Annotated in this window: 11 protein-coding genes; 3 read left to right on the top strand and 8 right to left on the bottom strand. The window is 63.1% G+C overall.

What is annotated here, in order from left to right; genetic code table 11:
• The first annotated feature begins 189 nt into the window (after positions 1-189).
• Positions 190-582 carry a hypothetical protein gene (locus AC244Q_RS03495; RefSeq protein WP_017993220.1) on the top strand — a complete coding sequence of 131 codons (393 nt, stop codon included), beginning with the start codon at positions 190-192 and terminating at the stop codon, positions 580-582.
• 16 nt (positions 583-598) lie between these two features.
• On the opposite strand, the gene AC244Q_RS03490 is transcribed toward AC244Q_RS03495, so the two are convergent.
• Entirely contained in the window at positions 599-844 is a 246-nt protein-coding gene (locus tag AC244Q_RS03490) for a hypothetical protein (protein ID WP_003557210.1), read from the bottom strand.
• 123 nt (positions 845-967) lie between these two features.
• Between AC244Q_RS03490 and AC244Q_RS03485 the strand changes: the two genes are divergently transcribed.
• Together AC244Q_RS03485 and AC244Q_RS03480 are read left to right on the top strand one after the other, a co-directional pair.
• Entirely contained in the window at positions 968-1165 is a 198-nt protein-coding gene (locus tag AC244Q_RS03485) for a hypothetical protein (RefSeq protein ID WP_012756389.1), read from the top strand.
• 448 nt (positions 1166-1613) lie between these two features.
• A complete protein-coding gene (locus AC244Q_RS03480) occupies positions 1614-1892 on the top strand; it encodes a hypothetical protein (RefSeq protein WP_128407831.1) in 279 nt (92 codons plus the stop codon).
• Between the two features lie 88 nt (positions 1893-1980).
• Here the strand turns inward: AC244Q_RS03480 and ppdK are convergent, their stop codons facing one another.
• The 7 genes from ppdK to AC244Q_RS03445 all read right to left on the bottom strand — a co-directional run bounded on the left by ppdK (position 1981) and on the right by AC244Q_RS03445 (position 14918).
• Positions 1981-4686, bottom strand: a complete 2706-nt coding sequence (gene ppdK, locus AC244Q_RS03475; RefSeq protein ID WP_128407832.1) for a pyruvate, phosphate dikinase — start codon at positions 4684-4686, stop codon at positions 1981-1983.
• 878 nt (positions 4687-5564) lie between these two features.
• Entirely contained in the window at positions 5565-9026 is a 3462-nt protein-coding gene (locus AC244Q_RS03470; protein WP_128407833.1) for a chromosome segregation SMC family protein, read from the bottom strand.
• A 327-nt stretch (positions 9027-9353) separates the two neighbouring features.
• Positions 9354-10124 carry a DsbA family protein gene (locus tag AC244Q_RS03465; protein ID WP_432431730.1) on the bottom strand — a complete coding sequence of 257 codons (771 nt, stop codon included), beginning with the start codon at positions 10122-10124 and terminating at the stop codon, positions 9354-9356.
• 326 nt (positions 10125-10450) lie between these two features.
• A complete protein-coding gene (locus AC244Q_RS03460) occupies positions 10451-11452 on the bottom strand; it encodes a substrate-binding domain-containing protein (protein ID WP_113545740.1) in 1002 nt (333 codons plus the stop codon).
• A 26-nt stretch (positions 11453-11478) separates the two neighbouring features.
• A complete protein-coding gene (locus AC244Q_RS03455) occupies positions 11479-12411 on the bottom strand; it encodes an ABC transporter permease (protein ID WP_113545741.1) in 933 nt (310 codons plus the stop codon).
• Between the two features lie 13 nt (positions 12412-12424).
• Positions 12425-13912, bottom strand: a complete 1488-nt coding sequence (locus AC244Q_RS03450) for a sugar ABC transporter ATP-binding protein (protein WP_128407835.1) — start codon at positions 13910-13912, stop codon at positions 12425-12427.
• A gap of 1 nt (position 13913) precedes the next feature.
• On the bottom strand, positions 13914-14918 hold the full coding sequence (locus AC244Q_RS03445; protein ID WP_128407836.1) for a LacI family DNA-binding transcriptional regulator: 1005 nt from the start codon (positions 14916-14918) through the stop codon (positions 13914-13916).
• Between the last annotated feature and the right edge of the window lie 106 nt (positions 14919-15024).

Here is a 15024-nt window from a genome sequence, read left to right as displayed (position 1 = left end):
CGGCCCGGCCTAACATCATCCGGATCTGGGGCAAGATTCGGCTAAATTGAAACTATTGTCTGAGGCATTGCGTTGGAATCCTCGGCGAAGGCCATGACGAACCGGCGGCGGCTTCATAAGCCCTTGCTGATATGTCAAAAAAAGGTCATTCTGCCGGGGTTTTATCTCCAGATGTAGAGGAGAGACGGGATGATTTCACCCGAGATTGCAGCAAGGCCGCAGGCGTCTGCGCTTGGCGGGATCGACCATCAGTCCGAGCCGATGCTGCCGATGGAACTGCTCGAGCTCGAACTTTCGCTCGAAGGTTATGCCGGCGGCGATGCCGGCTTCTGCGAGGCGGTGCGCCAGGCGGCGGCCCGCTCCGGCGGCGAACTGCTGTTCGACCTGCCGGCCGGCGGCCTCATCGATGATTGCCGGCGCATCGCCGTGCTGCGCATTCCAGGTGACGGCCAGGAGATGCGCGTCGTGCTGGCGCTGCTCGACGGCAACGGCACCGAGATCCGCATGCAGGCCCCTGACGAAGAGACCGCGCCGCTGGTGCGTTTCGCCGATGCCTTCATCGAACTGCTGGAGCGGATCTGAATTCTAGATCAAGATGTTAGCGGCGCTCGGCCGCGGCTTCCGCAACACTGCGGAAGGGAAACTTGCGCCCGCATTCACACTTGATGACGAAATTTTCCTGATGATTGGAAGGCCGCTGCACGCCAAAACCGCGCGGCAGCTGATCGACCTTGAAATCCGGGTGCTTGCGCTTGGGATCATCAACTTCCGAGGCCTCGGCAAAGCCCTCATTGCCGCATTGCGGACAGCTCAGTTTTTTCGAAAATCGATCGCGAAGGGCCATGCTCGTTCCAAGTTTGCAAGCTTTCCTCATACATAGGAATGGCCCTCATGCATAGAAAGGTTGGCAAGCGAAAGTGGAACCAAGTGCCAAGCCTGCCGTTCCTTTTTCGAAAAGGAGGCACTCATGCCCAACAAAGACCCGATCCCGACACCCAATGCCGATACGCCGCGCGGCCCGACGCCGACACCCGGCATTCCCGACCCCATCCAGCAGAAACCGCCGCTGACGCCGGCGCAGGACCCAGCCGATACGAAGAACCCACAGGATCCGCCGCTCAATCCGGCACTGCTGCCGATCGGGGATCCGGCTGGGGCGGCGTGAGGTCAGGTGGGAGCGTCATCCTCAACTTCCCTTATTCCTGTGCTCGTCACAGGAATCCAGTGCGCCCAAGTCCTTGGGCGCAGGAGACCGGCTTCGCCTATGAGCGTCATTCACCGCGCCGACGCGCGGTGGCTGGATTCCTGTGACGAGCACAGGAATGAGGGAGGAGAGGTCGAGTGAGACGCAACGGCAGACCGGCTTCGCCGGCCCCCTCATCCGCCCTACCGGGCACCTTCTCCCCGAGGGGAGAAGAGGGAATCGAGACGTTGCGGCATATCCCCTTCGCCCCAGCGGGGACAAGGTGGCCCGAAGGGTCGGATGAGGGGGCTGCACGGCACAAGGCTCGCCTCCTCACCTAGGGCTCAGCGATCTCCGGGATCGAGGCAATAGCTTGACGCCGGCATTCGAATGGCCTTTCCTCGGAGAAATGCATTCAAGGACCAAACCAATGCGCATTCGTCTTCTCATCACCGTCATGGCCACCATCGTCGCCGGGCTCTCGGCCTGCCAGACGATGACGCCGGAGGAGCGGCGGGCGGCGGATGAGCAGCGGTGCATGAGCTATGGCTTCCGGCGCGGCACGGATGGCTTTGCCACCTGCCTGCAGCGCATCGATCTCGACCGGCGCGCCGAATCGCGGGCGCAAAGCGCTGAGATGATGAACAACATGGCCTGGGAGCTGAACGGGCCTTATATCTACCGCGATCGCTGGCGGCGGCATCACTGAGTACCGCGGGCGCCCTGCCCCAGGCTGCAGCGACTACTCTAGATCAGGATGTCGTCCGAAAACCGCGCGCACTTTTCGGCATCATGCTCTACACGTTTGCCCGCAGGTCTTTCGGACCGCGCCTGATCTCCAGATTGCCTGCAATCACCGCCTGCGCCGCCGCCAACCTGGCGATCGGCACGCGGAACGGCGAGCAGGAGACATAATCGAGGCCGATCGTTTCGCAGAAGCGGATCGAGGCCGGGTCGCCGCCATGTTCGCCGCAGATGCCGAGCTTCATGTCGTTGCGGGTGCGCCTGCCGCGTTCGGCGGCGATGCTGATCAATTCGCCGACACCGTCGAAATCGAGCGAGATGAAGGGATCGTGCTCGATGATGCCCTTGCGCTGATAGGTGGGGATGAAGGCCGAGGCGTCGTCGCGCGAGATGCCGAAGGTGGTCTGCGTCAAGTCGTTGGTGCCGAAGGAGAAGAATTCGGCGGCTTCGGCAATCACATGGGCGCGAAGCGCCGCGCGCGGCAGCTCGATCATCGTACCGACGAGATAATCGATCTTCATGCCGGCTTCGTTCATGACGTCGCCGGCGACGGCATCGATGTGCGCCTTGACGTAATCGAGTTCGGTGCGGAGGCCAACGAGCGGCACCATGATCTCCGGTACGACGGCTGCTCCGGTCTCCTTCGCTGCGGCGACCGCCGCCTCGAAGATGGCGCGGGCCTGCATCTGGACAATTTCGGGATAGGAAATCGCCAGCCGGCAGCCGCGATGGCCAAGCATCGGGTTGAACTCGTGCAGTGCATCGACGCGCTGGCGAAGCACGGATGCTTCCATGCCCATGGCGAAGGCGACTTCGGCGACCTCGTCATCGGTTTTCGGCAGGAATTCGTGCAGCGGCGGATCGAGCAGCCGGATCGTCACCGGCAGGCCGTGCATGACGGTGAAGAGGCCGGTGAAATCCAGCCGCTGCATCGGCAGCAGCTTGTCGAGCGCCAGCCGCCTGCCCTTCTCATCGACGGCAAGGATCATCTCGCGCATCACATGGATGCGCTCACCCTCGAAGAACATGTGTTCGGTGCGGCAAAGGCCGATGCCTTCGGCGCCGAAGGAGCGGGCGGCCAGCGCATCGGCCGGCGTATCGGCATTGGTGCGCACCGTCATGCGCCGGGCGCGGTCGGCCCAGCCCATGATGCGGCCGAAATCGCCCGACAGCGCCGGCTGGATCATCGGCACCTCGCCCTTCAGTACCTGGCCGGCCGAGCCGTCGATGGTGATGATATCGCCCTTCTTCAGCGTCACGCCGACACCGAGCAGCCGCTCGTTGCGCACGTCGATACGCATGGTGCCGGCACCGACGACACAGGGGATGCCCATGCCGCGGGCAACGACCGCCGCATGGCTGGTCATGCCGCCGCGGGTCGTCAGAATGCCTTCGGCGGCATGCATGCCGTGAATATCCTCGGGGCTGGTCTCGACCCTGAGCAGGATGACCTTTCGGCCTTCGGCTTCCGCCTCGACCGCCTCTTCAGCGGTAAAGACGATGGCGCCGGTGGCAGCCCCCGGCGAAGCCGGAAGCCCGGTGCCGATCACCTGGCGGGTGACGCGCGGATCGATCGTCGGATGCAGCAGCTGGTCGAGGCTGGAGGGCTCGATGCGCAGCACCGCCTCGTCCTCGGTAATCACTCCCTCGTCGACCATGTCGACGGCGATCTTCATTGCCGCCCGCGTCGAGCGCTTGCCTGAACGGGTCTGCAGCATCCAGAGCTTGCCGCGCTCGATGGTGAATTCGATATCCTGCATGTCGCGGTAGTGGATCTCGAGCTCGGTGCAGATGCGGCAGAGCTCGCGAAACGCCTCCGGCATCAGCTTTTCCATCGAGGGTTTTTCAGAGCCGGAGGAAATCCGCCCTTCCTCGGTGATGCTTTGCGGCGTGCGGATGCCGGCCACGACATCCTCGCCCTGGGCATTGACCAGGAATTCGCCGTAAAGCGCACTCTCGCCGGTCGAAGGGTTGCGGGTGAAGGCAACGCCGGTGGCCGACGCATTGCCGAGATTGCCGAAGACCATCGCCTGGATGTTGATCGCCGTGCCCCAGCCTTCCGGAATATTGTGGAGCTGGCGGTAGGTGACGGCGCGCGCGCTCATCCAGCTGGAAAAGACGGCGCCGACCGCGCCCCAGAGCTGAACTTCGGGATCCTGCGGGAATTCCTGCTCCAGCTCCTCCTCGATCAGCTTCTTGTAGAGCGAGACGATATGCTGCCATTCCGAGGCGCTGAGTTCGGTATCGAATTCATGGCCGAGCTTGGCCTTCTCATCTTCCAGGATCTCCTCGAAGGCGTCGTTGCCGAGGCCCATGACGACATCGGCATACATCTGGATGAAGCGGCGGTAGCTGTCCCAGGCAAAACGCGCGTCGCCGGCATCATGGCCGAGCGCCTGTACGGTCTCGTCGTTGAGGCCGAGATTGAGCACGGTGTCCATCATGCCCGGCATGGAAACGCGGGCGCCGGAGCGCACCGAGAGCAGCAGCGGCTGGCTGACGGAGCCGAAGTGGCGGCCGGTGACCGCTTCGATCGCCGATATGCCGGCGCGCACCTCAGCCTTCACCGCATCCTCGATATGGCGGCCGTTCTTGTAATAGGTGTTGCAGGCGTCGCTGACGATCGTCAGCCCCGGCGGCACCGGCAGTCCGAGCGCGCACATTTCCGCCAGGTTGGCGCCCTTGCCGCCCAGAATCTCGTGATCGCGCGCCCGGCCCTCAGCCTGCCCGTCGCCGAACCTATAGACCCACTTGGTCATCTTCCCCCCAACACCAAATCGAGATTAGCTTAATCCGTTGGTGTTGAAATGAAAATCGACAAATGCGGCAGAATGTTGCGCTGCACAATAAATCTTGGCTGTGGCCGACGTCGAAACGGTTGAAAGGGGCTCAAACAGAAAAAAGGGCACAAAAAAAGCTTTGCGGGACTGCAACAATGTCCCGCAAAGCCTTGTTTCCGTCCGGCCAGGAAAACCGGACGGGGGGTCCCTCAACCCGAAAACGATTCAGCTTTTTCTCAAAACAGAACCGTCCTGATCTCGTTTTACGCAATTCCTGGGAAAATAGATCACCACTTCCCAAGATTTGCTCTCGGTTTCCGGTTCTTGCCCTCGCCCGGAAAACCGCACGCAAATTCGACAATGCGCAACCTCTGGTCGCCCGCTTTCCAGCAGAGTAATTAGGTTGCGTTGAAACAACTTCTAATGCAAGTCAGCGAAAAGAGCATCACCCAAATGGGGTACAAGCGACAATAGAGCCGACCTTTTTTGGTGTTTATTGCTCAGTCCTTGATTTTACGCAATTTCTGGGCGCAAAACCGCGCCGCACCTTTGCTGAAATTGCGTCGCCTGCGCTCGGCGTCCAAATGGATGCTCGGTTGACGCCAATGGCTGCCCCTCACCCCGTAAGAAACGGGGAGAGGCGACCTGCCCTGCGAAAGGTCGGAGGGAAACGCAGAGAGCGCGGCAATGTCCCTTCGCCCCGCAAGCGGGGGTCCGAAGGACGGGTCGTGACCCGTGGCTCGACCCCGCCTGGTGCCGGCAGGCGGATGAGGCGCTGCTCTCGCCAATCCCCTGGGCCGGAATCTCCAGTGACAATCAGCCCTGCCCCGACGCAGAAAACGCGTTCGCCGAAAACCTCAGGCAATCTCGCGCAGGCGCTCGGCCATTTGCAGGTCGACGGAGACGAGTTGGGAGACGCCCTGCTCGGCCATGGTGACGCCGAAGAGGCGGTTCATGCGGGCCATGGTGATCGGATTGTGGGTGATGATGACGAAGCGGGTTTCGGTGGAGGCCGCCATTTCGTCCATCAGATTGCAGTAGCGCTCGACATTATGGTCGTCGAGCGGCGCGTCGACTTCGTCGAGCACGCAGATCGGCGCCGGATTGGTGAGGAAGACGGCAAAGATCAGCGCCATCGCCGTCAGCGCCTGTTCGCCGCCGGATAGCAGCGTCATGGTCTGCGGCTTCTTGCCGGGCGGGCGGGCGAGGATTTCGAGGCCGGCTTCCAGCGGATCATCGGATTCGATCAGCTGCAACTCGGCGGTGCCGCCGCCGAAAAGATGGGTGAACAGCCGCTGGAACTGGGCGTTGACGATGTCGAAGGCGGCGATCAGCCGCTCGCGGCCCTCGCGGTTGAGGCTCTGGATGGCGCCGCGCAGCTTGCGGATCGCATCGATGACGTCGTCGCGTTCCTTGATCAGCGCTTCGAGCTTCTCGCTCAGTTCCTTCTGTTCCTCGTCGGCGCGCAGGTTGACGGCGCCCAGCCGCTCGCGCTCGATCCTCAGGCGTTCCAGCTCGCGCTCGACTTCGCGCGGATCGGGAAGCGCCTGCATGGTCGGGCGCCCGGTCAGCTGCAGCGCCTCGTGCGGCGCGACGTTCAGGACCTCGCGGATGCGGCCTTCGCTTTCCTGCCGTTTCTCACGAGCGGAGACCAGGCGCTCCTCGGCGCGGCCGCGGCGTTCACGGCATTCGGCAAGTTCCGACAGTGCCGTCGTCGCCTTCTGGTCGGCCTCGCGCTGGATGCGTTCGGCCTCGGCCAGGAGATCGCTGGCCTGGCGGCGCGCCTCCTCGGCCTTCTGCAATTCGCTGAGCAGAGCGCGGCGCTTGTCGTCGAATTCATCCGGCGCCAGTTCGAGCTCGGCTGCCTCGTCCCGCGCCTCTTCCTCGCGCTCGCGCAGTGTCGCGACATGATCTTCGGCGCTTGCCGCGCGCTGGCGCCAGGTGTCGCGCTCCTGGCCGATCGCCAGGATGCGGCGCTGACGGGCCTCGTTTTCGCGAGCCAGGCTTTCATGGCGGGCGCGGCTTTCGGCCAGCGCGCCGCGATCGGTCGCAACTTCCGCCTGCTGGAAGCGCAGCCGCTCGTCGATATCAGTCAGATCGGGCGCGTCCTCCAGCTCGATGCGGGCGTTTTCTTCCTGGATGGCTATTTCCTCCAGCTGCGACCGCAGCTGGCTGGCGGCCTCGCTGACGACATCGCGGCGGCGGATCAGATCGCCGGAGGCACGCTCTGCGGCAACAAGCGCATCGCGCGCTTCCGCGAGATGACGTGCCGAAAGACGGCTCATGTCACGGGCCTCGGCAAGCCGGCGCTCCTCCGCGCGGATCGCTTCGGCGGCGGCCGCCTGCCGCTCTTCGGCTTCGGCAAGCACGTCGCGGGCAAGGGCTGCTTCGCTTTCCAGTTCGGCCAGGCGGTTCTTCTGGGCAAGGCGGAGCGCCGCAGCACTCGGGGCGTCGGCACCTGTGACGTGGCCGTCCCAGCGATAGACCGCGCCCTCTTTCGTCACCAGCCGCTGGCCGGGCTTCAGCGCCGCCATCAGCAGCCCGGCATCTCCTTCCGCCACCAGGCCGATCTGGCGCAGGCGCCGAGTAAGCGCTGCCGGCGCGCGGACATGGGCCAGCAGCGGCGCAACACCGGATGGAAGGGTGGGATCGCCGGCGCCATCGCCATTGTCCGACCAATGCGCCGGTGCCTCGGCATCGAGCGGCGATTCCAGATCGTCGCCGAGGGCGGCACCAAGTGCGGTTTCGAAGCCGCGATCGACCTTCAGCTCGTCGGCAACCGGCGGAAATTTGCCGGCCGCGGCACCGGCGGCGAGCATGCGGGAAATGGTGCGCGCCTCGGTTTCCAGCGCATTCAGGCTCGAGCGGGCCTGATCGACCGGCGGGCGTGACAGCGCCTCGGTCTGGCGGGCGCTAGCAAGCGCCTGGTCGACCGCCTGGACGGCGGCTTCGGCGTCGGCGACGGCAATCTCGCCGGCCTCGACGATGGCGCGTTTTTCGTCGGGATCGGGCAGGCCTGATATCTTCTCGCCGACGGCTGACAGTTCCTGGTTTGCCTCGTCCATCTGCCGTTCGAGGCGCATCCGCCGATCCGTCAGATCGCGGATGGCGCGTTCCAGCTGGTTGCGGCCGGCAGCCGCCTCGGCGCGCTCGGCGGTCAGCTGGGTGAAGATGCGCTCGCTATCGGAAAGTTTTGCCGCAGCACCCTCGAAGGCCTCGCGGGTTTCCTCGGCATAACGGCCGGAATCGGCGAGGATTTCTGAAATCTCAGCCTCTTCGGCATCGAGCCTTGCCAGGATGACGGCATTGTCGGCCACCAACCGCTGCTCGCGACTTATATCCTCGGCAAGCTGGGCGAGACGACGGGTCAGCTCGTCGCGCCGGCGCAGGATGCGTCCGGCATCTTCCTCCAGCTGGCTTCTGGCGATCTGCAGGCGCTGCAGGGCGGCGGCGGCACGCGCCTCGCCCTCGCGCAGTTCCGGCAGCTTCAGGCTGGCGATAGCCTGGTTCTTTACCGCCTCCATCTGCATCTGCGCCTTTTCGGCGACGACGGAGGTCGCCTGGTTCAGCGCGCTGTCGGCCTCGGCCTCGGCTTCCTTGGCCTGCACCCAGCGGATATGCAGCAGCATCGCCTCGCGGGCGCGGATATCTGCAGACAGCGTCTTGAAACGGTTTGCCTGGCGGGCCTGGCGCTTCAGGCTCTCGATCTGGCTTTCGAGCTGCGAGGTGACGTCGTCGAGACGCTCGAGATTGCCTTCGGCGGCGCGCAGCCGCAGCTCGGCCTCGTGGCGGCGGGAATGCAGGCCGGATATGCCGGCCGCCTCTTCCAGCAGCTGGCGGCGGGCTTGCGGTTTTGCCTGGATCAGCTCGCCGATACGCCCCTGCCCGACCATCGAGGGCGACCGTGCGCCTGTCGAGGCGTCGGCAAACAGCAGTTGCACGTCCTTGGCGCGGCTTTCCTTGCCGTTGATGCGATAGAGCGAGCCCTGTTCACGCTCGATGCGGCGGGTGACCTGGATCTCGTCGCTGTCGTTGAAAGCGGCGGGCGCGGTGCGATCGGCGTTGTCGAGATAGAGCGCCACTTCGGCGGTGTTGCGCGCCGGGCGATTTCCAGAGCCTGAGAAGATCACGTCGTCCATGCCGGAGGCGCGCATATTCTTGTAGGAATTCTCGCCCATCACCCAGCGAAGCGCCTCGACGAGGTTCGACTTGCCGCAGCCGTTCGGGCCGACGACGCCGGTCAGTCCCCGCTCGATGATGAATTCCGTCGGCTCGACGAAGGATTTGAAGCCGACCAGGCGCAGCTTGTTGAACTTCATGCAGCCGCTCCGCAGCGCTCTGCGGGTGTGGAGCCCCCCTCTGCCCTGCCGGGCATCTCCCCCACAGGTGGGGAGATCGGCAAGTGGCGAGGGCTTCCCCAAACAACTGAGCGTTCATGCAGCGCAGCCGTAGAAGCGACGGTCATGAAAGATGAAACATCACCCCCAGCCGATCTCCCCACTTGTGGGGGTCCGAAGGACGGGTCGAGACCCGTGGCTCGACCCCGGGTCCGGCAGGACAGAGGGGGGTACGCCTTGCTCCCACGCAGCCACAAAAAAACGGGCGCACGGCTTTCGCCGTCGCCCGTTCTATCGAAACGATCCGGTTCAGAGCAGGCTGTCGATGAGCTTCGACAAAGTGTCAACCGGCATGTCTCCAGAGTAGCGCTTGCCATTGATCAGGAAAGTCGGGGTGGCGTTGACGCCGAAATCCTTGGAACCTCTTTCCCGCGTGGCGTTCACTTCATCCAGAAGCTTCTGGTTCGTCAAGCATTTCGTGAAGCTATCCTCAGTAAATCCGGCAAGCTTCGACATCTGCAGCAGTGCGGCGCGGCCATCATCGGCGGCAGCCCAGATCTGCTGCTGCTTGAAGAGCATCGAAACCATCGGGAAATACTGTTCCGGCGTGCTCAACTGTTCCGGATTGGAAGAGCTGCAGCGGGCGAGCATGAAGGCTGCGGCGGCGCGCGGGTCGAAGGGGAATTCGCGGATGATGAACTGCACCTTGCCGCTGTCAACATATTTCTGCTTGATCGTGTCGAAGGTGGTGTTGTGGAAATGAGCGCAATGCGGGCAGGTCATCGACATATATTCGACGATCTTGACCGGGGCGTCAGCCTTGCCGAGCGCCATTTCCGGCAGCACGCCGGGCTTCAGCACTTCGGCCATGTCGACATCGCCGTCGGACTCCGGCATTTCGGTCGCCGCCGTGGCTGCCGTCTGCATGGTGTCGACATTGGTGCCATCAGCCATGGTCTTGCCGGAGGACGAAGCATCGGCAGCGTCCTTGCTGTCGTTGCAGGCGACAAGCGCTACGGCAGCTGCGGCGATGGCGATACCGCTGAGCAGGCGGCGTTTCGTCAGTTGCATTTCGGACATCTGCATGGATTCCCCATAACTAATGAGATTGACGGCATGACTGTGCGATATAACGGCTGGCGGCCACTCACAAGGCACGCTTCGCCAACTTCCTTCAAAGAATTGTGACCGCGGGAAGACGACTAGACCAAAAATTGCAGGATTGGAGGTTTTGCCGATTTCATCGGCAGACATCGCGGCGGCTGGGGCGCGGGGGAAAAGCCCATCAGGCAGACCAGGTGGCCTTGGGGTTCAGGCGGTCGGGGAACGGTCAACGGCCTGATCTTTGTATCTCGAACCAAAGTCCGGCGCTTCTGTTGTCGCGCCGGACTTCGAAGTCTATCGGATTACTTGCATTCAGGGTCGTCGCCGAAGCCCTTGCAGAAGAATTCGGCGGCGTTCTCCTTGGTGATCATCTTCGACGCAATCTCGATTTCCATCGAGCCGTCGTCCTTCTTGGTCAAGGTTCCGAGCTTTTCCAGCGCTGCGGTGTCGTTGGTGGCAAGCGCATGCGCGGCAATAACGCCTTCAGGCGCGACGGTGGAATAGGTGAAGGTCGCGGTCAGATCGCCCTTGGCAACGGCGCGGATGGCGGCGTTCTCGCCGTCGATGCCGATGATGAGGATGCCTTCCTTGTCGCGGCCGGCGGCCTGGATCGCCCGCAGCGCCCCAAACGCCATGTTGTCGTTATGGGCGTAAACGGCTTGAATCTGCCCGGCCGGGAAACGCTGAAGCGTGTCTTCCATGAACTTCAACGCCTTTTCCTGGTCCCAGTCGGCATGGGTTTCGGCGATCACCTTGATCTCGGTACCGGCGATGGCTTCGGCAAAACCCTCATGGCGCTCCACCGCAGGAGCGACAGCCGGATCGCCCTTGATCTCGACGACATTGCCCTTGCCTTTCAGCGCCTCGGCTACGTACTTGCCGGCAAGCGTGCCGATCGGTTTGTTGTGCGGGCCGACATGCAGCGTAACGGGAATATCGAGGCTGCGCTCGAGCGTGATGACCGGAATGCCGGCAGCCAGGACCTGCTTGATGGTCGGAGCGATGGCGGCGCTATCCTGCGCCGAAATCATCAGAACCTTCATGCCCTGGACCATCAGGCTTTCCACATCCGAAATCTGCTTTGCCGACTTGCCTTCCGCGTTGGTGACGATCAGATCGACATCCTTGAAGTGTTCCGCTGCATAGGCCTGGTTGCGTTTGGTCATCGTGTTGCGGTGGGCGGAGTTCGAGCTCGCCTGCGAGAAGCCGATGACGATCTTGTCCGCGCTGAAGGCGGGTGCGGCGGTCAAGACGGTGGCGAGCCCGGCGGAGATAATGAGCATGCGTCTGGTGATGTTGAGCATTTTAAGTCCTCCCTCTGGTTAACACGCTACTTGCGTGGTTTTCTTCCGGCTTCGAGCAGCACGGCAAGAACGATGATCGCGCCCTTCACCACCTGTTGTGAGAATGGTGAAACGCCTGCGAGATTGAGAATGTTTGCGATGATGGCCAGCACCATGGCGCCGCCGATCGTGCCGAGAACGGTGCCTTCGCCGCCGAACAGCGACGTGCCGCCGATCACCGCGATCGTGATCGCTTCCAGTTCGAGGCCGAGGCCGGAATTCGGGTCGCCGACGGACAGGCGGGACAGGAAAATCAGGCCGGAAAGTGCTGCCAGCACACCACAAATGATGTAGACACTGAAGATGACGAGCGGCACGTTGATGCCGGAGAGCCTCGCCGCCTCCTCATTGCTGCCGACCGCATAGATGGCCCGGCCGAACTGCGTGAAGCTGAGCACGATGGCGGCTATGATGCAGACTGCCGCAAAGACGTAGATCGGTGTCGGCACGCCCAGCATGTAGCCGCCGCCGAGCACGAAGAAACTGTCGGCGAGCTTTCCGGGATTAACGGTCCCGCCATCGGCGATCATCAGGGCGAAGCCGCGCACCATGACCATGCAGCCGAGCGTCATGATGAAGGCCGGAATGCGGAAATAGGAAATGCCGAGGCCGTTGACGCAGCCGACGAGGGCGCCGATGGAGAGACAGATCAGCACCATCAGCGGGATGGGCACCCCCTGCTCCATCAGCACCGCGCCGGTGACGCCGACCAGTGCGACGATCGACCCCACCGAAAGATCGATCCCCTTGGTGAGGATCACGAATGTCATGCCGATGCCGAGGATCCCGTAGAGCGCAACCTGCCTCAGGACATTCAGGATGTTGATGGGGTTGAGAAAATGAGGAGAGATCAGCGAGGCGGCGATGATCAGTACGATCAGTGCACCGGCAAGACCCGTTCCGCGCGGAAGATATTTCATGGTAGTCCCCTCATTAATGTAGTGCCGCGAAGTGCATGACGTCTTCTTCAGTCGCGGTGCGCGCGTCGAGTTCAGCCGTCACCTCGCCCTCTCTCAGGACATACAGCCGGTCGCACAAACCAAGGATTTCAGGCAGTTCGGAAGAAGCGATGACGATTGCCAGCCCGCGGGCCTCCGCCAGTTCGACCAGCAGGTCGTAGATCTCGCGCTTGGCCCCGACGTCGACGCCACGTGTGGGCTCGTCGGCCAGCAGGATCTCGCATCCGGCGCTGACCAGCCTCGCCAGCACGCATTTCTGCTGATTGCCGCCCGAAAGGTTCTGCGTCGCTGCCGCGGCATTCGGCGTCCTGATCCGCAGCCGTTCGATCAGACCGTTCACGATTTTGCGCTCGCGGCGCAGAGAAAGAAGCCCGAAACGGACGATCTGCGCCAAGCTCGCCGACATGATGTTGAAGCCGACGCTCTGTATCAGGAAGAGGCCCTCCGTCTTGCGGTCCTCCGGCACGAGACCGAGCCCCTTGCTGATGCCGGCGCGCGGCGAACCGATGCTGGCCATCGCGCCGTTGATCCTGACTTCGCCGGCACCACGCGGATCCGCGCCGTAGATGGCGCGCAAAAGCTCGGTGCGGCCTGCGCCCGCCAGCCCGAAAAGACCGACGATCTCGCCCTTTCGAACATGGATGCTGACATTTTTGAGCAGCGCTGGCGTCGAAATGCCCTGAGCGGACAACGCCTCCTCGCCGATCCGGGGCGTGCGGGTGGGGAAGACGTCGCCCACTTCCCGGCCCACCATGCTGCGAATGAGATCGTCCGTCGTCAGACCATTGGAAGGTCCGTTGTGGATGACTGTGCCGTCGCGCAAAACGGTGACCGTGTCGCTCAGTTCGAAAACCTCGCGCAGGCGATGCGAAATATAAACGAAGGCAACGCCGCTCTCACGAGCCAGCTGCCGGACGACGCGAAACAGCTGGTCGATCTCTGCCTGCGCCAACACTGCCGACGGTTCGTCGAGAACGATGATCCTGGCATTGCGCGCCAGGGCCTTGGCGATCTCCACCATCTGTCGCTTGGCAACGGAGAGCGTCCCGATCCGAGCGGTCGGATCGACATCGAAACCGAGCCGGTCAATGACCTCGATGGTCCGGCGCTTTGCCTCGCCCCAGTCGATCAGGGCGCCCTTGCATGGCAGCCGCCCCATCAGAACGTTTTCGGCGACGGTCAGATGCGGCGCCTGAGCCAGTTCCTGATAGATAACCGCAACGCCGCGCGCGATCATCCCGGCTGGGGTCGGGTCGAGCACCGCTTCGCCAAAAAGCTCGATGCGCCCCTCGTCGGCCGAATAGGCGCCGGAAAGGATCTTCATCAGCGTCGATTTTCCGGCCCCGTTCTCCCCCACCAGCGCCCTGATTTCTCCGGGCTGCAAAGAAAACGACACGCCTTTCAGGGCCCGCACGCCCGGAAAGGATTTGGTGATCCCAGCAAGAGCCAGTGCCGACGTCATTTCAATGCCCTCCGCAGCCGCAGGAGCGGCGAATTACCAGTTTTGCCGGCAGGCGAACCTGCCGCACGTCTTCCGTGCTCGATTTGATCCGCCTGGACAGCATTTCCGCAGCCTGCATGCCGATCATCTCGCTCGGCTGCGCCATGACGGTCAGCCGCGGCTCGAAGCAGTCGGCCCAATCGAAATCGTCAAAGCCGATCAGCGCCAGATCCTCGGAGATGCGCAAGCCAAGATCCCGCACAGCGCGCATGACGCCGATCGTGGCCAGATTGTTGCCCGAGGCGATCGCCGTCGGTCGGTCCGCCCGGCTTAAGATCTCAAGCGCCGATTGGCGGGCATCCGCGCTGTTGGCATTGCCTTCGCTCATCAGGCTGCGATCGATCTCCAGCCCGTGTTTGCGCATGGCGCCGACATATCCACGCACGCGTTCGATCGTGGAAAGCAGCCCGGGCTCGCCGGCGATGAGGCCGATGCGACGGTGGCCGTGGCCCACCAGGTGGTCGATCAGCGTCTCCATCGCCGCCTCGTTGTCCAGGCAAACCCCGTCCGCATCGGCAACCGTCAGACGGTCGACAAGCACGAAGGGCATGCGAGACGATTTGAGATAGTCGATGGCGCGGTTTTCCGGATCGCCGGACGGAGCCAGAATCACCCCATCCACCCGCCGCTGGACGAGTTCGCGGACCAGCCGCAGCTCGGTCTCCGGATCGTTCTGCGTGTCGCACAGAAAGACGAGCTGGCCAATGGCCGCGCAGGCTCGTTCGATAGAAGACACGATATCGTTGAAATAGTAGTTGGTGCTGATCGAGATCGCGATACCCACGGCATCCGTCGATGATCGCACCAGTGACCGGGCCACGGCGTTCGGCACGAATCCGAGGGTTTCGATCGCCTGCCTGACGAGCGCCGCCGTCGCTTCGTTCACATGCCGCGTGCCGTTGACGACGTGCGACACGGTCGAGACCGAGACGCCCGCGGCGCGTGCAACGTCAGTGATTGTCGCCATGATTGCAGACCTCCCCCATCACGCCTGACGCGCAGCTTCAGACCGCCGCCGCGTCACCTCCAGAACAAAAAGTCGGAAATATTGCCGCCCGCGAACAAGCCTCCCA

The organism is Rhizobium sp. CB2179 (assembly GCF_057653455.1).
Note: the sequence above shows the minus strand (reverse complement) of the source record. Positions and strands in the feature narration are given on the sequence as shown.